Source organism: Micromonospora sp. WMMD730, assembly GCF_049178955.1.
GTDB lineage: Bacteria > Actinomycetota > Actinomycetes > Mycobacteriales > Micromonosporaceae > Micromonospora > Micromonospora wenchangensis.
The window spans coordinates 2,851,068-2,869,976 of sequence record NZ_JBMHML010000002.1 but is presented as its reverse complement, the minus strand read 5'-3'; the positions used below and the strand labels follow the sequence as shown (position 1 = coordinate 2,869,976).

Annotated in this window: 15 protein-coding genes and 1 pseudogene; 3 read left to right on the top strand and 13 right to left on the bottom strand. The window is 76.0% G+C overall.

Features of this window, described 5'->3' with window-relative positions; genetic code table 11:
• Positions 1-64: 64 nt before the first annotated feature.
• Positions 65-835: a DUF5995 family protein gene (locus ACN265_RS12510; protein ID WP_363653681.1), complete on the bottom strand. Its 771-nt coding sequence runs from the start codon at positions 833-835 to the stop codon at positions 65-67.
• Between the two features lie 116 nt (positions 836-951).
• On the bottom strand, positions 952-3,945 hold the full coding sequence (locus tag ACN265_RS12505) for a helix-turn-helix transcriptional regulator (RefSeq protein ID WP_420115910.1): 2,994 nt from the start codon (positions 3,943-3,945) through the stop codon (positions 952-954).
• A gap of 195 nt (positions 3,946-4,140) precedes the next feature.
• On the opposite strand from ACN265_RS12505, the gene ACN265_RS12500 reads away from it, so the two are divergent.
• Positions 4,141-6,615: an AAA family ATPase gene (locus tag ACN265_RS12500; protein ID WP_421407585.1), complete on the top strand. Its 2,475-nt coding sequence runs from the start codon at positions 4,141-4,143 to the stop codon at positions 6,613-6,615.
• Here ACN265_RS12500 and ACN265_RS12495 read toward each other — a convergent pair.
• The 6 genes and pseudogenes from ACN265_RS12495 to paaI all read right to left on the bottom strand — a co-directional run bounded on the left by ACN265_RS12495 (position 6,595) and on the right by paaI (position 12,746).
• Entirely contained in the window at positions 6,595-7,632 is a 1,038-nt protein-coding gene (locus ACN265_RS12495; RefSeq protein WP_357930145.1) for an ABC transporter ATP-binding protein, read from the bottom strand. The genes ACN265_RS12500 and ACN265_RS12495 overlap by 21 nt on opposite strands.
• A gap of 110 nt (positions 7,633-7,742) precedes the next feature.
• Positions 7,743-8,738, bottom strand: a pseudogene (locus tag ACN265_RS12490) (ABC transporter ATP-binding protein); the annotation flags it as partial.
• A complete protein-coding gene (locus tag ACN265_RS12485) occupies positions 8,735-9,676 on the bottom strand; it encodes an ABC transporter permease (RefSeq protein ID WP_421407583.1) in 942 nt (313 codons plus the stop codon). The gene ACN265_RS12485 and the pseudogene ACN265_RS12490, both read right to left, overlap by 4 nt.
• Positions 9,673-10,617, bottom strand: coding sequence for an ABC transporter permease (locus tag ACN265_RS12480; protein WP_357930139.1), 945 nt, complete (start codon positions 10,615-10,617; stop codon positions 9,673-9,675). Before ACN265_RS12480 ends, ACN265_RS12485 begins: the two co-directional genes overlap by 4 nt.
• A 9-nt stretch (positions 10,618-10,626) precedes the next feature.
• Complete coding sequence (locus ACN265_RS12475) at positions 10,627-12,162, bottom strand: ABC transporter substrate-binding protein (protein ID WP_421407581.1); 1,536 nt, start codon at positions 12,160-12,162, stop codon at positions 10,627-10,629.
• A gap of 188 nt (positions 12,163-12,350) precedes the next feature.
• Positions 12,351-12,746, bottom strand: coding sequence for a hydroxyphenylacetyl-CoA thioesterase PaaI (gene paaI / locus ACN265_RS12470; protein WP_363653763.1), 396 nt, complete (start codon positions 12,744-12,746; stop codon positions 12,351-12,353).
• Between the two features lie 311 nt (positions 12,747-13,057).
• Between paaI and ACN265_RS12465 the strand changes: the two genes are divergently transcribed.
• Together ACN265_RS12465 and crcB are read left to right on the top strand one after the other, a co-directional pair.
• Positions 13,058-13,597 (top strand): FluC/FEX family fluoride channel, encoded by a 540-nt coding sequence (locus ACN265_RS12465; protein WP_421407579.1) that lies wholly within the window; start codon positions 13,058-13,060, stop codon positions 13,595-13,597.
• The gene (crcB, locus tag ACN265_RS12460) at positions 13,594-13,956 is read left to right on the top strand and encodes a fluoride efflux transporter CrcB (RefSeq protein WP_420118690.1); all 363 of its coding nucleotides are present in this window, start codon (positions 13,594-13,596) and stop codon (positions 13,954-13,956) included. The genes ACN265_RS12465 and crcB overlap by 4 nt, the downstream gene beginning before the upstream one ends.
• A gap of 7 nt (positions 13,957-13,963) precedes the next feature.
• Here the strand turns inward: crcB and ACN265_RS12455 are convergent, their stop codons facing one another.
• Genes ACN265_RS12455 through cbiE form a run of 5 tightly spaced genes read right to left on the bottom strand, consistent with a single transcriptional unit; the run spans position 13,964 to position 18,887 of the window.
• A complete protein-coding gene (locus tag ACN265_RS12455; protein WP_421407577.1) occupies positions 13,964-14,962 on the bottom strand; it encodes a sirohydrochlorin chelatase in 999 nt (332 codons plus the stop codon).
• Positions 14,959-15,552, bottom strand: a complete 594-nt coding sequence (locus ACN265_RS12450) for a precorrin-8X methylmutase (RefSeq protein WP_421407575.1) — start codon at positions 15,550-15,552, stop codon at positions 14,959-14,961. Before ACN265_RS12450 ends, ACN265_RS12455 begins: the two co-directional genes overlap by 4 nt.
• A gap of 46 nt (positions 15,553-15,598) precedes the next feature.
• Positions 15,599-15,829 carry a DUF362 domain-containing protein gene (locus tag ACN265_RS12445; RefSeq protein WP_421407573.1) on the bottom strand — a complete coding sequence of 77 codons (231 nt, stop codon included), beginning with the start codon at positions 15,827-15,829 and terminating at the stop codon, positions 15,599-15,601.
• Entirely contained in the window at positions 15,826-17,589 is a 1,764-nt protein-coding gene (gene cobJ, locus ACN265_RS12440) for a precorrin-3B C(17)-methyltransferase (RefSeq protein WP_421407571.1), read from the bottom strand. Before cobJ ends, ACN265_RS12445 begins: the two co-directional genes overlap by 4 nt.
• On the bottom strand, positions 17,586-18,887 hold the full coding sequence (gene cbiE / locus ACN265_RS12435) for a precorrin-6y C5,15-methyltransferase (decarboxylating) subunit CbiE (protein ID WP_421411463.1): 1,302 nt from the start codon (positions 18,885-18,887) through the stop codon (positions 17,586-17,588). The genes cobJ and cbiE overlap by 4 nt, the downstream gene beginning before the upstream one ends.
• Positions 18,888-18,909 lie beyond the last annotated feature (22 nt).

The window sequence follows — 18,909 nt, the reverse complement described above, 5'->3', positions numbered from 1 at the left end:
TGGTGCAACGGACGCGTCCCCGCGCCCCGGTTTCCCGGGGCGCGGGGACCCCCCGTCCCGGCTGCTACTGCAGGAACGCCCCCAGCGGTGACAGCAGCAGCCGGCCGAGCGCCGCGGCATTGTCGTCCAGCCGGGTGCGCTCGCAGTCTCGGGCCTGCGGGTCGTGCCGGCAACGCCAGATCTTCTGCGCGTTGCGCCAGGCCACGTCCCTGGTGTATTCGACCAGTTCGCCCTGGTACCAGTCGTCGATGTCGCCGTTGAGCATGTCCAGGAGCAGTTGCCACCGCTCCAGGTAACCCCGCCGCAGCGTCGGGATCTTGTCGGCGAAGATGTCGTTGATCTTGAGGTAGTCGCGGTGCTGTTCGGTGCCGTCCACCGGCTCGGACTCCAGGTGGTCGAACGTGGTCACCAGGGCGAACGGCAGGTCGAAGTTGATGTGCGCGTTCACCCCCGCCGCCGCCGACGGCAACGGCCGGGCGTCCGGGCCACGCATCCGCTTGAACAGGCACGACCAGGCGCGCGGGGTGGTCGGGCTGGACTCGGTCCACAACCGCATCGCGTCGAAGTAGCGGGCGGCGAACTCCACGTCCAGCCGGGACAGGAACACCGGATCGGCGAAGTAGTCGTCGTAGAGCCCCTCCAGCACCCGGCTGGTGATGGTCAGGTAGAGCCGGTTGAAGTCGGCGAGCGGGCAGCTCTGCTCCAGCGGCGGCAGCCGCACCAGCAGGTCCTGGAGCTTGGTGAGGTGGTCGACCACCGCCGGGACGTCCTCCGGGTGGTCGGCGAGGAGATCGACGATGTCCGCGTGGACGGGCCCCCAGACCGGTTCCGTCATGTCTCCTCCACAGTGGTCGGGGCAGCGCCGCGCCGTCGTTTCCGATGCACAGCCTGTCAGCGCCGGCCACGGCGGGGATCAGTAGAACGACGTATTCGCCCGCGCCGGACGTACGCTCACTCGCCCCGGTTACGCAGGTGGATGGCGCTGGCCTGGACCCTGGTCCGCACCTGGAGCTTGTCGAAGATGTGCGACACGTGCACGCCGATGGTGCGTTCGCTGATGAACAGCCGCTGACCGATCTCCTTGTTGGTCAGCCCCTCGGCCACCGCGGCGAGCACCTCCCGTTCCCGTGCGGTCAGCAGGGCCAGCTCGTCGGCCCCCGGCGGGGCGGCCGCGGTCTCCCCCGCCGCGACGACGCGGCCGCGACCCGTGCCCGACGACGGGGAACCGCCCCTGCGGGCCGCCGGGACCCGCCCCGCCCCGGGCTGGGCCCGACCGGTCAACTCCACCCGTGCCCGGCCGGCCAGCGTCCGGATCTCGCTGGTCAGCGGCACCGCACCCAGGCTCGACGCCATCTCGTGCGCCTGCCGCAGCAGGGTGGTCGCCGTGCTGCTGCGGCTGCGCCGGGCCAGCAACGCCTCGGCCTGACGCAGCCGGGAGTAGGCCGCCGGGTAGGGGTGGTTCCGCTTGTCCCACTCGGCCGCCGACCGGGCCCAGGCCTCCGGGTCGCCCCGGCCGTCGAGGCGGCTCAGCTCGGCCGTGCACAACGCCAGGAAACCGTCGGCGTTGACCCGCACCGGCCCGGCGGCCGTCGCGCTCTTGGCCGCCACCCGGTCGACCGCGTCGCGCAGCCGGCGGACCGCCGTCTCGTCGACCGCCACGGTACGGCTCGCGTGCGCCTCCGCCTCCGCGCGCAACCCGTGCCAGGCCAGCGCGCCCAACAGCACCACGTCGTCGGAACGGCTCTCGGTCAGGCCCCGCTGCACGGCCTGCCGGGCCACGTCGTGCCGGCCCTGCCACATCGCCAGCCCGGCCCGCAGGATCAGCATCGGCAGGACGTGCCGGGGCGCGCCACCGCCGGCGAGCATCGTCGCCACCGCCTCCAGGTCCCGGTCGGAGGCCTCGACGTCGCCGTACCCGACGGAGAGCCGGCAGCGGGCCAGCAGCAACTCGACCGCGTCGGCGCCGGACGGGCGGTGCCGCAGCGCCGCCGCGACCACCTTCTCCGCCTCGGCCCACTGGCCGACCCGGAACAGCCCGTTGGTGGCGATCGCCAACAACCGGGTCTCGTAGGTGCGGCCCAGGCCCAGCTCGGCGACCCGCTCGGCACCCCGGCGGGCCACCACCACTCCCTCCTCCAGGATGTTCAGCGGCCCGGTCAGCAGCTCCGCCAGGTGCAGGTACGCGCAGGCCACGTCCTCCGGGCCGCCGGAGCGTTCGGCGGTCTCCAGGGCCCGGCGCACCACGGCCAGCCCGGCGTCCGGGTCCTCCAGGAACGCCTCGCTGAAGCCGAGCGCGGAGCTGGCCAGCACCACCTCCGTGGTGCTGCCGTCGACCGACGCGGCCAGCTCCAGGGCCTCCCGCGCGCGTTGCCCGGCGTCGGCGTACCGCCCCAGGTGCAGCAGCAGCTCGGCCAGCCGGGCGGCGGCGTTGGCCCGTTCCCGGGCGGTGCACTCGGCGGCCTCCAGCACGCTGCGGTACTCCGCCTCGGCGGGGGCGGACCGACCGGCGGCGGCCAGGTAACGGGCCCGTTGGATACGCACCGCGCAGGACGGGTCGAGTGGCTCGCCCCCGGTCAACTCGGCCAGCAGGGACAACGCGCGGGCGTGCTCGCCGCTCTTGTGGGCGGCCTCGGCGGCCCGCCCCAGCAGCACCGCCCGGTCCACCTCGGGTGGGGCGTCCACCGGCCCGGTGACCGGCGTCGCGGCCAACTGCAACGCCGCCGTCCAGTGCCGGTGCGCCTCGGCGAAACCGTGCAGCCGTTCGGCCTCCCGGGCGGCGGCCATCGCCGCCGGCAGGGCCCGACCGGGCTCCCCGGCCAGCCGCCAGTGGTGGGCCAGCCGGGCCTGGTGCAGCTCCGCCGGGACCCGGGTGAGCGCCTCGGCGTAGCGGCGGTGCAGGCCGGCGCGTTCCGCCGGCAGCAGCTCGTGGGCGAGCACCTCGGCGACCAGGCGGTGCCGCAGCCGGTAACCGTCGTCCGCGCCGACGAGCAGCCGGTGGGCGACCGCCTCCCGCAACGCGTCGATGAGTTCCGCCTCGGGCAGGCCGAGCACCTCGGCCAGCAGCCAGTGCTCGACCGGTTCGACGCCCGCCGCCACCGCGTGCACCGCGGCGTGCGCGTGCCGGGGCAGCGCGTCCACCCGGGACAGGAAGATCTCGCGCAGCGTGTCGGACAGCCCGTCGCGGCCGTCGCGCAGGTCACGGGCCAGTTCCTCGACCACGAACGGGTTCCCGCCGCTGCGCTGCCAGACCTGGTCGGCGGCCTCCGGGGCGAGCGGCGCGCCGACGATCTCGGCGGCCAGCAGGTCGGTGCCGGTACGGTCGAGGGGACCCAGGTCGAGCACCCGCACGGACCGCAGCCGACGTAGCTCGGTGAGCACCCGGCGCAGCGGGTGGGCCCCCTGCAGCGACTCGGCCCGGACCGCCGCCAGCACCGACAGTTGCAGGTCGCCCAGGCCGGCGAGCAGATAGAGCAGGAGTTGCCGGGTGGTCCGGTCCACCCACTGCAGGTCGTCGAGGACGAGCACCAGCGGACGCCCCTCGGCGATCAGGCTCAGCCCCCGGGAGACCCGTTCCAGCAGCGCCCCGGCGCTGTCCGCGCCGCCGCTGTCCTCGGCGAACGTCCGCAGCAGACCGCGCACCGCCGAGGAGGTGCGGGCCTGGCCGGCGGTGAGGTCGGCGTCGAAGCGGCGTAACGCCTGGAGCACCGGATGCAGCGGTGATGCGTCGCCGATGTCCAGGCAGGAGCCGGTGAGCACCACCGCCCCCGCGTCGCGCAGCCGCGCCGCGGCCTCGGTGAGCAGCCGGGTCTTGCCCACCCCGCTCTCACCGGTGACGAAGACGGCGGCGGTCTGCCCGGGGCCGATCTCGTCGTGGAGCGCGGCGCGCAGCACCGCCAGCTGGTCGGCGCGGCCGACGAGCGGTGCGGTGTCCACATCGCTGGCCATGTCCGCAGCCTAGTCACAGGTCCCCGCACCGTTCTACGGGCTGGATCCGGCATTGGTACCTCTCGCGTCGATATTGCGACTAAAGGTGGCGACCGACCGACATACGTCGTTCGGCAGATCCCCCGTCAGCCCGGTGGTGACAGTCTCCGATCGTCGTCAACAACAGCAGCACCGCGCAGGAGAGGGGTGGGTGGGATGCCACTGTCCACGGTCGGTACCGGTCGGGAAGACGCCACCACGACGCCCTGGCCGGTGCCGCAGGAACGACGCACGCTGACCGTGCTGTTCGCCGACATCGTCGGGTCGACCGCGGTGACCGAACGGCTCGACCCGGAGGATGTCCGGGCGGTGCAGTTCGCCTACTTCGACACCGTCGCCGGGGTGCTGCGCCGCTGGCAGGGCACGGTGGAGAAGTACGTCGGCGACGCGGTGATGGCGCTGTTCGGGGCGCGTACCTCCGACGGGTTGGACGGCTACCGGGCGGTGCGGGCGGCCCTGGAGATCCAGGCCGCGCTGGACCGGCGGACGCTGCCCGGCGGGGTGACGCTGCGGGTCCGGGTGGGTGTCGCCACCGGCGAGGCCGTGGTCGACCTGGCCGCCGCCCGCGACGGCGGGCACGGCATGGCCTCCGGCGCGGTCCTCACCACCGCCGCCCGCATCCAGGAGTACGCCCCGGCGGGCGGCGTGGTCGTCTGCGCGGCCACCCACCGGGCCACCGCCGGCCTGGTCGACCAGCACGCCCTCGCCCCGGCCAGCCTCACCGGCAAGGCGCTGCCGGTCGACGTCTGGCGGGTCACCCGCCCCACCCACCGCCGGCCGGCCCGCCACGACGGCCCGCTGATCGGTCGACGCCGGGAGGTCGCCACCGCCCTGGACCAGCTCACCGGGGCGGTCCGGGAACATCGTCCACGGTGGGTGGCCCTCACCGGCCCGGACGGGATCGGCCGCAGCCGGGTGCTGGCCGAGCTGCGCCACCGGCTGACCGAGGTCGACGGCCGGGCGGTGCGCTGGGCGGTGGCGCACTGCCCGCCGTACCCAGAGCAGGTGTTCGGGCCGGTCGCGCAGCTGCTGCGGGACCTGGCGGGGCTGCCCGCCGGCGGCCCGCCGGACGTGGTCCGTCCCCGGCTGGCCGCCCTGGTCGACGGGCTGGTCCCGGCGGGTCAGGTCGGCCCGACCGTGGCGGCGCTCGCCGCGCTGCTGGACGCCCCGGACCGGTCGGCGGTCGCCGGGGCCGCGGCGGTACGCCGGGTCCTGCTCGCCCTGGCCGCCCGCCGGCCGGTGGTGGTCGGCGTGGACGACCTGGACCGGGCGGCCCCGGAGCTGGGACGGTTCCTGCACGCGCTGTTCGCCGCCGCGACCGACCGGGGCCTGCCGCTGGCGGTGCTGGCCACCCACCGGCCGGACCGGACGGACCCGCTGCCCGCGCCCGCCGGCCGGCACCTGATCGAACTGGCCCCGCTGGGCACCCTCCACACCGGCCGGTTGCTGCGCCGGCTGCTCGCCGGCTCCGGCCGGCCGGTCGGGGCCGCCGCCCGGCTGCTGCCGCTGGTCGCCGGCCGGCCCGGCCACGCCGCCGCCTACGTCGAGGCGATGCCCCGCCACGGCACGGCCGGTGATCCCGCCGTCGACGCCGGGGCGGAGCCGGCACTGCCCGAAGGGCTGCGCCGCCGCGCCGCCGCCCGGCTGGACCGGTGCGACGGTGCCCACCGGGCGGTGCTGATGGCCGCCGCGACCCTCGACGTCCCGGTCACCGCCCCGGCCGTGGCGGTGCTGCTCGACTGGGCCCCGGAGCGGGTCGCCGGGGCGCTGCGCCGGCTCACCGACGCCGGGCTCCTGGAGCCGTCGACCCGGGGTGGTCTGGTGGTGGCCGACCCGGCCGTGCGCCGCTGCGCGTCCGACCGGCTGCCCCGCCCGGTCCGCGCCGACTTCGCCCGCCGGGCCGCATCCGCCGGTCTGACCGGGATGAGCGCACCGACCGGGGCGACTGGACAGGCCGGGGTGGCCGCGCAGACCGAGGTGGCCGGGGTGGCCGCCGCGCGGGCCGGGGCCAGCCGGCCGACCGGCGTGACCGGGCGGGTCGGGGCTCGTCGCCCGGCCGGGGTGCCCCACCGGGCCGGGGACCCTGAGCGGGTGGCACCCGTGCGCCGGGCCGCACCGGGCCGGCGCACGGGGGTCGCCCGTGCGGCGGAACCGGTCCACCGCGCCGGGTCCGCCGGTCAGGTCGGCGGGGCCCACCACGCCGGGTCCGCCGGTCAGGGGGCGGGGACGCAGCGCGTGGGGTCCGCCGGTCAGTGGCCCGGGGCGGGTCGGGCGGCTGCCGCCGCCGGGGTGGCCGGGCAACTCCTGCGCAGCCTGCCCACGGGTGACGGAGTATTCGACCGGGGATCTCGGCAGCCGACAGCCCCACCCGGGGTCGCCCGACGCCGCGAGCCGGGCCGGGGGTCCGGCGACACCGACGGCGGGCGGCCCGGGTGGGCGGCGGCCGTGACCGGACGTCCGGCGGCGCTGCCGCAACGGACGGGCCGGGCCGGCCGGCGACTGACTGTCGTCGTGCCGCTGCCGTCCCCACCTTCCGGTGTCGCCGCTGCTCAGGGGCCGGTGACCGGCCGGCGACGACGTGGGGAGGGGTTGCCGCGTCCCGCCGTGCCGTTACCGGCGCGCGCCGCCTGACCCGTCGCCGTCGGTGACCGGGGTGGGCGGGTCGGCGCGCATGGCGCGTACCGCCTCCCCGGCGAACAGGCACGCGGCCCGGTGGTCGGGACCCACCTCGACCGGCGGCGGGTCGGTCTCGGCGCAGGCGGGACGGGCCTGCGGGCAGCGGGTACGGAACCGGCAGCCGCTCGGCGGATCGGTCGGGCTGGGCAGGTCACCGGTGAGGATGATCCGCTGCCGGTGTCGTTCCACCCGGGGGTCGGCCACCGGGGCCGCCGACAGCAGCGCCGCCGTGTAGGGGTGCGCCGGTTCCCGCCAGAGCTGCGCCGGGGTGCCGGTCTCCACGATCCGACCCAGGTACATCACCGCGATCCGGTCGCTGAGGTGTTCCACCGCGGCCAGGTCGTGCGCGATGAACAGGTAGGTGAGTCCGAGGTCGCGTTGCAGCCGTCGCAGCAGGTTCATGATCTGCGCCTGCACGCTCAGGTCGAGCGACGCGATCGGTTCGTCGAGGACGATCAGGTCGGGTTCCCCGGCCAACGCGCGGGCGATGCCGACCCGCTGGCGTTGGCCGCCGGACAGCTCGTGCGGGTGCCGGCCGGCCGTCTCCGGCCGCAGGCCCACCAGGTCGAGCAGCTCGGCGACCCGGTGCCGGCGGGCGTCGGCCGAGCGGGCCAGCCGGTGCACGACGAGCGGTTCGGCGATGCTCGCGCCGACGGTGCGGCGCGGGTCCAGCGACGCCTGCGGGTCCTGGAACACCATGGCCACCCGGCGGCGCAGCCCGCGCAGCCGGCGACGCGACCAGCCGGTGACGTCCTGCCCGCCGACGACGATCCGGCCGCCGGTCGGGGCCACCAGCCGCAGCAGCGCCAGGCCGGTGGTGGACTTGCCGCTGCCGGACTCCCCCACCAGACCCAGGGTCTCGCCCGACCGTACGGTGAGCGACACCCCGTCCACCGCCCGCACCGGTGGGCCACCGGGGCTGGGGAACCAGACCGTGAGGTCGTCGAGTTCGGCGATCGTTCCCGTACTCATCGGTCCTCCGGGGTGGGCTGGTCCGGGTCGTCGGCGGTGGACCGGGCCCCGGCGGCGGGACGCCCGGCCGCGCCGTCCCGGGCCTCGGCAGCGGGGGCGGGGGCGGGGGCGGGATAGAAGGTGCGGACCCGGTGGGCGGGGGCGATCGGGACCAGCCGCGGCAGCTCGTGGGCGCAGCGGGCGTCCCCGCGCACGGGGCAGCGGGGCCAGAACGCGCACCCGGGTGGCAGGTCGAGCGGGCTGGGCGGCGCGCCGGGGATCGCCGCCAGGTCCTCCCCCGGCGCGCCGGGCCGGGGCCGGGCCGCCAGCAGGGCCCGGGTGTACGGGTGCCCCGGCGTGACGAAGACCGCGTCGACCGGGCCCTGCTCGACGATCCGTCCCCCGTACATCACCGCGACGGTGTCGGCGATCCCGGCCACCACCGGAAGGTCGTGGGTGATCCAGACGACCGCGGTGCCGAGCCGGCGGCGCAGGTCGGCCACGAGATCGACGATCTGCGCCTGGGTGGTGACGTCCAGCGCGGTGGTCGGCTCGTCGGCGATGAGCAGGGCCGGTTCGCAGGCCAGGGCCATCGCGATGACGACCCGTTGCCGCATCCCGCCGGAGAACTCGTGCGGGTGGGCGTCCACCCGCCGCCCGGGTGCCGGGATGCCGACCAGGTCGAGCAGCTCGACGGCGCGGGAGCGGGCCTGCCGCCGGCTCATCCCGAGGTGTTCCTCGCACGCCTCGGCGACCTGCCGGCCGACGGTCAGCACCGGGTTGAGGGTGGTCATCGGGTCCTGGAAGACGAAGCCGACGTGCCGGCCCCGCCACCGGCGACGGTCCGGCCCGGACATGCCGGTCAGCTCCCGGCCGAGCAGCCGGACCCGGCCGGTGACGGTGGCGGAGCGCGGGGCCAGTCCGGTGGCGGCGAGCACGGTCATGCTCTTGCCGCTGCCGGACTCCCCGACCAGGGCGAGGGTTTCGCCGGGGGCCACCGACCAGTCGACGCCCGCGACCGCGCGGGCCGGGCCGTTGCGGGTGCCCAGGGTGACCGTCAGGTCGCTGATCTCCAGCACCGGCGCGTCCCCGGCGACCCGTGGCGACGGTACGGCGGGTCCGCTCATCGGATGCTCCTGCGGGCTTCGCTCACGGTGAGCTGACGGGGGTCGAGCACGTCGCGCAGGGCGTCACCGACCAGGTTGAACGCGAGCACGGTCAGGAAGATCGCCGCGCCGGGGAAGAACCCCAGCCACCAGGCGTCGGTGACGAAACCGCGCCCGTCGTAGAGCATCCGGCCCCAGGCCGGCGCGGGGGGCTGGACGCCCAGCCCGAGGAAGGACAGCGCCGCCTCGGACAGGATCGCGAAGGCCAACGACAGCGAGGTCTGCACGATCAGCGGGGCGGCGATGTTGGGCAGCACGTGCCGGCGCAGGATGCGCAGGTCGGAGGTGCCGATGGAGACGGCGGCCCGGACGAAGACCTGCTCCCGTACGGCGAGCACCCCGGCCCGGGTCACCCGGGCGAAGATCGGGGTGTAGACCACCCCGATGGCGGTCATCGCGGTGACCAGCCCCGGGCCGAGGACCGCGACGATCGCCACGGCGAGCAGCAGCACCGGGAACGCGAACAGCACGTCCATGCCGCGCATGAGGACGTTGTCCGTCCAGCCGCCGTACCAGCCGGCGAGCAGGCCGACGGTGACCCCGACGGCCAGGGCGATGCCCACGCTGACCAGGCCCACCTGCAACGACACCCGGGCCGCCACCAGCACCCGGCTGAGCACGTCGCGGCCGAGTTCGTCGGTGCCGAACGGGTGCGCGCCGCTGGGTGGGCGCAGCATCTCCTCGACGTCCACGTCGTTGGTCCCGGCCGGCGCGAGCCACTGCCCGGCCAGCCCGACGACCAGCAGGACCAGCAGGACCAGCGTGCCGGCGACGGCCGGCGGGTCGTGCCGCAGCGCGGTCAGCGCACGGCGCAGGGTGCCCGGCTCGGCGGCCGTCGCCGACGGACGGTCGTCGACCGGCGGGGCGGCGGGGTGCGTCGCCCGGTCCCCGGCGCTCATCGCAGCGTGATCCTCGGGTCGAGGCGGGCGTAGAGGACGTCCACCAGCAGGTTCATCAGCAGGAACAGGGTGGCCACGAAGAGCACCGCGCCCTGCAGCACCGGATAGTCGCGGGCCTGGACGGCGTCGTAGGTGAGCCGACCGACGCCCGGCCAGGCGAACAGCACCTCGATCACGATCACCCCACCGACCAGGCTGGCCAACTGCACGCCGACCACGGTGACCACCGGGATCAGCGCGTTGCGCAGCACGTGCCGCACGACCACCACCCGGGGGCGCAGCCCCTTGGCCTCGGCGGTGCGGACGTAGTCCTCGGCGAGCACCTCCAGCACCGAGGAACGGATGAACCGGGTGAGGATGGAGGCGGTGACCAGGCCGACGGCGGCGGCGGGCAACGCGACGTGCGACGCCCAGCCCACCGGGTCGTCGGTGAGCGGCACGTACCCCGACGGGGGCAGCCAGCCGAGCACCCCGGCGAAGAGCAGGATGCCCATGATGCCCGTCCAGAAGTCGGGGACGGACACGCCGAACTGGCTGAACACCCGGGCGGCGTGGTCGACGAAGGATCCGCTGCGCACCGCGGAGAGCACCCCGAGCGGGAAGGCGACGAGCAGGGCGAGCAGCACGGCGGTCACCGCCAGCGACAGGGTCGCGGGCAGCCGTTGCAGCACGATCGTGGTGACCGGCTGGCCGCTGCGGAAGCTCACCCCGAGGTCACCGGTGAGCGCGTTGCCGACGTAGCTGAGGTACTGCACCACCAGCGGGCGGTCCAGCCCGGAGCGTTCCCGCAGCGCGTCGTAGGTCTGCTGGTCGAAGCGGGTGCCGAGGGAGACCCGCACCGGGTCGCCGGGGACCAGTTGCAGCAGCAGGAAGACCACCAGGGTCACCCCGAGCAGGACGACGACCGACTGGAGCAGCCGCCGCAGGACGAAGCGTCCCACCTCGCCCCCTCAGCGGTTCAGGGCGACGTCGCGGAACCGGATCGCCCGGTCGGAGCGGACCTGGTAGCCGGTGACCTTCGCCGACCAGCCCTGCACCACGTCCGGGTTGTAGAGGTAGACGTAGCTGGCGTCGTCGACGATCTGCTTCGCGGCCCGCTCGTACGTCTGCTTGCGGACGGCCTCGTCGGTCTGGGTGCGCGCCTGGTCGAGCAGGGTGTCGACGGCGGGGTTGCTGTACTTGTGGAAGTTGAACGTGCCGCCGGTGCGGTGCTGGGCGTAGTAGAACTCGTCCGGGTCGATGTTGCCCAGCCAGCCGAGCAGGAAGGCGTCGAAGTTCCCCTTGCCCTGCTCGTCGAGCCACTGGGCGAAGTCCAGGGTACGGATCTTCACGGTGATCCCGACGTCCTTCAACTGGGCGGCGATCACCTGGGCGGCGGTGACCGTCTCCGGGTACTCGCTGGTGACCATCAGGTCCATGGTGCGGCCGCTGACGCCGGCCCCGCCGAGCAGTTGCCGGGCCTGCTCCGGGTCGTGCCGGTACGGCGCGTAGTCGTAGTACCAGGAGCTGCCCTTGGGGATGGCGGTCTGGTTGGCGGTGGCCTGGCCGAACTTGGCGGCCTTGGTGATCGCCTCCCGGTCCAGGGCGAACGCGACGGCGCGGCGCACGTTCACGTCGTCGTACGGCTTGCGTGCCTCGTTGAGGGCGAGGTACCAGTAGTCGGTCGAGGGGGTGGTGGCGACGGTCAGCGCGCCGTCCTCCTTGAGGGTCGGCACCTGCTGGGGCGGCAGGTTGTCGGTCCACTGCACCTCGCCGCCGCGCAGGTTCTGCAGGGCCACCGTCGGGTCCTTGACGAAGGTGAAGGTGACCCCGTCGAGCTTCGGCTTCGGCCCCCAGTAGGCGTCGTTGCGGGTCAGCCTGATGGTGTCGCCGGAGGTGTAGGAGGCCACCGTGAACGGGCCGCTGCCCACCGGCCGGGTCTTGATCGCGCCCGACTCGACGTTGGCCTTCTGGACGATCGCGACGCCCTTGAAGCCGCCGAGGTTGGCCAGCAGGTTGGGGGTGGGCGCGGTCAGCGTGACCACCACCGTGGCCGGGTCGGGCGCGGTCACCGTCTTGACGGTGGCGAACTTGTACGCCGCGTTCAGCTTCTCGTTGATGATCCGCTGGTAGGAGTAGACGACGTCCGGTGCGGTCAGCGGCGACCCGTCGGAGAACCGGGCCCCTTCGCGGAGGGTGAACGTCCAGGTGAGCTGGTCGCTGCTGGTGGCCCACTTCGTGGCCAGCGCGGGCCCCATCTTCAGGTCGGCGTCCGGCTCGACCAGGGTGTCGTAGACGTTCTCCAGCACCTGGAAGCTGTAGTAGGCCGACGTCTTGTGCGGGTCGAGCTGGTCGGGTTCGCCGCCGATGGCGGCGGTGAGCGTGCCGCCTGCCGATCCCCCGGCGGCGGACCCGCCGTCGACGTCGACGCTCTCACCGGCGTCGCAGCCGGCCAGCGCGGTCAGGGCGACGGCGAGCGCCGCCGCGACGATCGTCGATCTGGTCATGGACTCGGTCACCCTTCGTCGCCTGGCAGATCAGAAGGGCGAGTCTTCTCCGACAGGGAGGGCGATGTCAATATAATCCGACCAAACCGGGGTGAAAGCCCGGAATTCAGCGTTTTCGGCGACCGTCGCGGGTGGAGGGTGCACAGCGGACGCGTCCGTACCCCTCCGTTTCTCCCGCCGCGCGCCGGTCAAACCTCGCCCGGCCGGTCGTCGGCGGGGCGGGCGAGGGTGCGGCTGCGTCCCCGGAACTCGGCCACCACCTCGCCGTCGCGGGTGACGGTGACGTCGTAGATGCCGCTGCGGCCGTACCTGACGCGTTCGGTGGCGGACGCGGTCAGCAGGTCCCCCTCGCGGACCGGGCGCAGGAAGCTGATCTCGCCGCCGGCCGCGACGGTGGCCGGGCCGTGCGTGTTGCAGGCCAGCGCGAAGGCGGTGTCGGCGAGCAGGAAGACGAACCCGCCGTGGCCGATCCGGTGACCGTTGACCATCCCGGCGGTCACCCGCATCCGGGCCACCGCCGTGCCGAAGGCGGCGTGGACCAGCTCGATGCCGAGTCCCCGGGATGCCACGTCGGCGTCGAACATGTCGTGGGCCGCGGTCCGGGCCGGCGGCACCGCAGCGCCGTCGGCCCGCCCGGCGGGGTCCGCTCCACGGGGGTACGGGCTACGGTCCGGCACTGCTCCTCCTGACGGTCGTGGCGCGACGACCGGCACCCGGGCCGGCCGCCCCGCCGACCGTACGCGCCGGTGGGCACCGGCCACGGCACCCGGGCCGGCCGGACTATGCTCACGGACGAGTCGGCGGTGGGGCCCGCCGTCCCGGCCCGACCGGGAGAACCGCGCGGACGCGCCAACGGTCCCTGCCAGTGCTCGGCGATACTGGTGGGGAGGTACCGATGACGTCACCGTCGTCGCGGCGCGTCGATCCCGACGTCGACCTGCGGGTCCCGGCCGACCGGGGCGAACTGGCCGCGCACCCGGCCGCCGTGCTGGGCGTGATCGCCGCCGGTGGGGCGCTCGGGGCGCTCGCCCGCGCCGGGGTGCAGGCCGCCCTGCCACACTCCCCGACCGGCTTTCCCTGGTCCACCTACACGGTCAACGTCACCGGATGTCTGCTGATCGGGGCGCTGATGGCGGTGCTCGGCCGACGACGGGCCGGCCCGCTGGTCCGGCCGCTGCTCGGGGTGGGCGTGCTCGGCGGGTTCACCACCTTCTCCGCGTACGCGATGGACGTCCACGGGGCGCTGGCCGCCGGGGCCGCCGGGACGGCGCTGGCCTACCTGGTCGCCACCCTGGTCGGTGGGCTCGCGGCCGTCGCCGCCGGTGACGCCCTGGCCGGTCGGCTGCTGGACCGCGCCGACCGCCGCCGGCCGGGGATCCGCCGGGGCGACCCGGCACCGACGGCGGAGCGGCCCGGCCGGCGGGAGGCCCGGTGAGCGTGCTGCTGATCGCGCTCGGCGCGGCGCTGGGCGCGCCGCTGCGCTACCTCACCGACCGGGCCGTGCAGGCCCGCCACGGCTCCCGGTTCCCGTGGGGGACGCTGACCGTCAACGTCGCCGGGTCGCTGCTGCTCGGCGTGGTGACCGGGGTGCCCGCCGCTCCGGCGGTGACCGCGCTGGTCGGCACCGGTTTCTGCGGCGCGCTGACCACCTGGTCCACCTTCGGCTACGAGACGGTACGGCTGGCGCGGGCCGGCGACCGCCGGTCCGCGCTGGCCAACGTGCTGGTCAGCGTGGTCGCCGGGCTGGGCGCGGCGACGCTCGGCTTCGCCCTGGCCCGCGCGCTGGCCGGCTGACCGGCGCTCAGCGGACCGGGGCCGCCGCCTGCCCCGGACCGTGCGCGTGGTCGTGCTCGTGCTGGTGGTCGTGGCCGTGCTGGTGGTCGCGGCCGTGCTGGTGGTCGCGGCCGTGCTGGTGGCCGTGATGGTGGTGGTGGCCGTGGCCGTCGACCGGGTCGTCGGGGTGGTCGTGGGGGGTCTGCGGGCGGCCCACCTTGTCGGCGAAGCCCGGCATCAGCACCCGGTAGGCGCACGTGTCGCAGTTCATCCGGATGTCCCCGCGCAGCGCCTCGGCGTACCGCTCCAGCACCAGGTCGGCCAGGGCGTCACAGTCGCCGATCAGGTCCGCTACCCGGACGTCCAGGTCGGGATGGTCGGCGGCGTACGCCTGCGACTGCGCCACGATCCGGTCCGGCAGCACCCCGGCGAACAGGAAGTACGGGGCGACCACGATCCGCCGGGCACCGAGCCGGCGCAACCGGTCGAGCACCGCCGGCACCGAGGGCTCGGCCAGCGAGATGAACCCCGGTTCGACCCCCGCGTACCCACGCCCCTCCCACAGCAACCGGGCCACCTTCGCCACCTCGGCGTTGGCGTCCGGGTCGGTCGCGCCCCGCCCGATCAACGCCACCCAGGTGCCGGCCCGGTCGGCCCCGGCCAGCGCCGCGTCGATCCGCTGCTCCAGCACGGTGTGCAGCAGCGGGTGCGGGCCGAGCGGTCGCCCGTACCGGTAGGTCAGGCCGGCGTGGCGTTCCTGCTCGCGGGCCATCGCGGCCGGGATGTCCCCCTTGCCGTGGCCGGCGGCCGTGAGCACCAGCGGCAACGCGACGAGCGCCCGGTGCCCGCGCCCGACCAGCGCGGTCACCGCGTCGGTCAGCGGCGGCCGGGACAGCTCGATGAACCCGCCCTCGACGTCACCGACGGCGGCCCCCGCCCGGTCCCGCACCCGGTCGACGAGCGCGGCGAACTGGTCGACCCCGGCCGCGCTGCGCGTGCCGTGCCCGACGATGACCAGTGCGGTCATGTTTCCTCCAGGTAGAGCAGGGCGTTGAGGGCGGCGGCGGCGACCGCCGAGCCACCCTTCTCGCCGATGTTGGACACGGCCGGCAGGCCACTGGCCCGCAACGCCGCCTTGGACTCGGCGGCCCCGACGAAGCCCACCGGCAACCCGACCACCAGCGCCGGGGCGGCGTGCACCGCGATCAGTTCGACGAGCGCGGTCGGCGCGCAGCCGACCACCCAGACCGCCCCCGGGCCGACCCGGTCCAGGGCGATCCGCACCGCCGCCGCCGACCGGGTCGACCCGGTCTGCCGGGCCAGCGCGGCGGCGGCCGGTTCGGCGACCGGGCAGACGATCTCCCGCCCGGCGCCGGTGATCCCGGCGGCCACCATCGCCACGTCCGTGACGACCGGTGCCCCGGCGCGCAGCGCGGCCAGCCCGCCGGCCAGCGCCGCCTCGTCGCAGACCAGGTCGGTGACGTAGTCGAGGTCGGCGCTGGCGTGCACCACCCGTTCGACGACCGCCCGGGTCAGCGGCGGCAGGCCGCCCAGGTCGACCCGCTCGCGCAGGATCCGGTACGACTCCTGCTCGATGGGGTGGACGACCCGGCTCACCGGCCACCTCCCGGGGTGGGCCGGCAGCGGGCCGGGTGGGTGCTGGTCATGGCGCTCCTCGTCGGTCGGTGACGGTCCGGATGGCGTCCACCGGGCAGATCTCCAGGCACTCCAGGCAGCCGGTGCAGCGGTCGGCGAGCACGGTCAGGCCGCCGGGCACCGGGCGGATCGCGTGGGTGGGGCAGGTCAGCAGGCAGGCCCCGCAGCCCTGGCAGGCGTCGATCACCACCGGCGGCGGCACCACGGCCCGACCGGGCACCGGCACGACGGGGGTCATCCGCGCCACCGGTAACCCCGGGGGGTGACCATCCGCCCGCCGACCAGCCGGGTCTGCGAACTGCCCACCACCACCAGCCCGTACATGTCGACCACGGTCGGGTCGAAGGTGGCCAGGGTGGCCAGGTGGACCTGCTCGTCGGGGCGGCTGGCGTTGCGGACCACCCCGACCGGGGTCTGCGGCGGCCGGTGCGCGGCGAACGTCGCCAGCACCGCGCCGAGCTGCCAGTCCCGGGCCCGGCTACGCGGGTTGTAGAGCAGGGCCACCAGGTCCGCCTCGGCGGCGGCGGCGACCCGCCGTTCGATCACCGCCCAGGGGGTGTGCAGGTCGGACAGGCTCAGGTAGACGTGGTCGTGGCCGATCGGCGCACCGAGCAGCGCGGCGGCGGCCAGCGCGGCGGTCACCCCGGGCACCCCGACCACGTCGATCCGCTCGTCGGCGTACTCCAGGGCGGGGCTGGCCATCGCGTACACCCCGGCGTCGCCGGAACCGACCAGCGCGACGGCGTGCCCGGCGGTGGCCTCGGCGACGGCGCTGCGGGCCCGTTCCTCCTCCGCGCCGAGCCCGCTGGCGAGCACCCGGGTGCCCGGCCGCAGCAGGTCACGGACCTGGTCGACGTACTGGTCGAGGCCGACGACCACGGCGGCCCGGCGCAGCTCGGCGACGGCGCGCGGGGTGCGCAGGTCGGCCGCGCCGGGGCCGAGGCCGACGATCGCCAGCCGGCCGCGCGGGGCGTGCCGGGCGACCGCGACGGTGGCCATCGCCGAGGCGGTCTTGGGCACCAGCAGGGTGCCGCCGTCGCGCAACGCCGCCGCCTCGGCGACGCTGGGCGTGCCGACGGCGGCCCGGACCACCTCGCTGGGGTGCGGCACGTCGACCGTCGCCAGCTCCGCCGCCGGCCAGGTCCGCAGCGGTACGCCGAGCGCGTCGGCGGTGGCCCGGATGCCCTCCTCGTCGGCCTTCACGTCGACGCTGGCCAGGCAGCGCAGGCTGGCCGGGCTCAAACCGGCGTCGGCGAGCGCCCGGTGCAGCAGCGCGTCGACCTCGGCGGCGGGCACCCCCCGGCTGGAGCCGACCCCGGCGACCAGGGACGGGGGCCGTAGCACGACGGTACGGTCGTCGACCGGCACCACCCGGTCGGTGACCAGCACCCGGTACCCGCCCGCCGGGTCGGGCCCGACGGTCCGGTGTTCCCCGGTGGGCGGTTCCCGGTGGACGTTGGGCGGTAGGGCGGGCAGCGGCCACACCGCGTCGGCGACCAGCCGGACCGGTTCGCCGTCGAGGATCGCCCGGGACACCGCGGCCACCGCCCCCTCGACCGGCCAGCCGAGGGTGTCCAGGCCGGGCAGGTCGACCGCGTCGGTGGCGGTGGTGACCACCGGCCGGGCGTCGAGCACCGCGGCCACCTCGGCGGCGAGCGTGTTCGCGCCCCCCGCGTGGCCGCCGAGCAGGGCGACGGCGTGCCGGGCGGCCTCGTCGACCACCACCACCGCCGGATCGGTGCGCTTGTCGCCGAGCAGCGGCGCCAGCACCCGGACCACCGCACCGGTGGCCAGGAACGCCACCACCGCGTCGCAGGTCGTCCACGCGGTCCGCAGCGCGTCGGCGACCCCGTCGGCCTCGACCAGCCGGGCGTGCGGCCAGGCGGCGGCCAGGGTCCGGGCGTGCCGGCCACCGGCGGCGGTGGCCGCGACGAGCCCGACCCGGTGCGGGCCGGTGCCGGGGGTGTCCCGGTGCCGGTGTGGTGCGGTGGTAGTCACGGACGCTCCCCGGTGAGGACGACCACCGGGTTGGTGGCCGCGAGTCGGACGGACCCGCCGGGCAGGTCGGCGAGGCGGGCGGCGGCGAGCTGGCTGCCGGTCACCGTGTAGCCGGCGGCGCGCAGCAGGTGCACGGCCCGGGCGACCCGGTCCAGCGCGGCGAGGGTGACCACCACCCGGTCGGGGCGGCGGTCGGCGACGGCGCTCAGCACGTCGGTCCCGCCACCGCCGACGAAGACGGCATCCGGATCGGGCAGCCCGGCCAGGACGGCCGGCGCGGCACCGGTCACCACCCGGACGTCGACGCCGTGCCGGGCGGCGTTGCCGGCCACCGGTGCCGTCGGGTCCCGTTCCACGGCGATCACCGCCGCGCCGAGCAACGCGCACTCGATGCCCACCGATCCGCTGCCCGCGCCGACGTCCCAGACCAGACGACCGAGCCGGGGCCGCAACCGGGCGACGGCCAGGGCCCGCACCTCGGCCTTGGTGATCATCGAGTCCCGGTGCCGGTACGCGGACTCGGGCAGCGCCCAGCCGGCGGCGGGCGCGGCGGCCGGCTGGTTGTCCGCCCGCACCCGCCCAACCCCGACCGGAGCGTCATCGCCGGCCGGAGCACCATCGTCCGCCGGGCCGGTGTCACCCGACCGGCCGGTGACCCCGCCCCGCTCGGCGGTGCCGGTACGCCGGGCGGGCCGCGCCCCGGGGTCACCGTCGGTCGCGGCCAGGCTGAGCAGGACGTGCGGGTCGGCCCAGGCCCGGGTGGCGGCCTCCTGCGGGGTGGTCCAGGTGACCCGCTCGGCGGCGGTGCCGAGGTGTTCGGCGACCAGCAGACGGCGGGACCACCCGGTCAACCCGGCCCCGATCTCGGCCGCCCCGGCGTCCGGTGCGGTCAGCACGGCGACGGCGGGCAGCGCCCGGCAGGCGTTGAGCGCGGGGCCCAACTCCCGGCCGTGGGCGGTGACCACCACCGCGCCGTCCCAGTCGAGCCCGGCGCGGGCGAACGCGGCGGCCACACTGGACACCGCCGGCAGCACCCGCACCGGCAGCGCGGCGGCGCGCAGCCGGCGTACCACGCCGAACAGGCCGGGGTCGCCGCTGGCCAGCACCACGGCCGGAACCCCGGCGGCGTGCGCGGCGGCGAGCCGCGCCAGCGCCGGGGCGAGCGGGCCGAGGGTGACGGTGTCGACGCCGGCCGGCACCGGCACGGCGGCCAGGTGCCGGGCCGCCCCGACGACCAACCCGGCCCCGGCCAGGGCGGCGAGCGCCGGCGGCGGCAGCGGCCGGCCGGCCGCGTCCATCCCCAGCACCACGACCGGTTCG

Bases quoted from the DNA above. Each gene is read 5' to 3' on its own strand.
- ACN265_RS12510 (WP_363653681.1), bottom strand. From the start codon at position 835: ATGACGGAACCGGTCTGGGGGCCCGTCCACGCGGACATCGTCGATCTC.
- ACN265_RS12505 (WP_420115910.1), bottom strand. From the start codon at position 3,945: ATGGCCAGCGATGTGGACACCGCACCGCTCGTCGGCCGCGCCGACCAG.
- ACN265_RS12500 (WP_421407585.1), top strand. From the start codon at position 4,141: ATGCCACTGTCCACGGTCGGTACCGGTCGGGAAGACGCCACCACGACG.
- ACN265_RS12495 (WP_357930145.1), bottom strand. From the start codon at position 7,632: ATGAGTACGGGAACGATCGCCGAACTCGACGACCTCACGGTCTGGTTC.
- ACN265_RS12485 (WP_421407583.1), bottom strand. From the start codon at position 9,676: ATGAGCGCCGGGGACCGGGCGACGCACCCCGCCGCCCCGCCGGTCGAC.
- ACN265_RS12475 (WP_421407581.1), bottom strand. From the start codon at position 12,162: ATGACCAGATCGACGATCGTCGCGGCGGCGCTCGCCGTCGCCCTGACC.
- paaI (WP_363653763.1), bottom strand. From the start codon at position 12,746: ATGTTCGACGCCGACGTGGCATCCCGGGGACTCGGCATCGAGCTGGTC.
- ACN265_RS12465 (WP_421407579.1), top strand. From the start codon at position 13,058: ATGACGTCACCGTCGTCGCGGCGCGTCGATCCCGACGTCGACCTGCGG.
- ACN265_RS12455 (WP_421407577.1), bottom strand. From the start codon at position 14,962: ATGACCGCACTGGTCATCGTCGGGCACGGCACGCGCAGCGCGGCCGGG.
- ACN265_RS12445 (WP_421407573.1), bottom strand. From the start codon at position 15,829: ATGACCCCCGTCGTGCCGGTGCCCGGTCGGGCCGTGGTGCCGCCGCCG.
- cbiE (WP_421411463.1), bottom strand. From the start codon at position 18,887: ATGGACGCGGCCGGCCGGCCGCTGCCGCCGCCGGCGCTCGCCGCCCTG.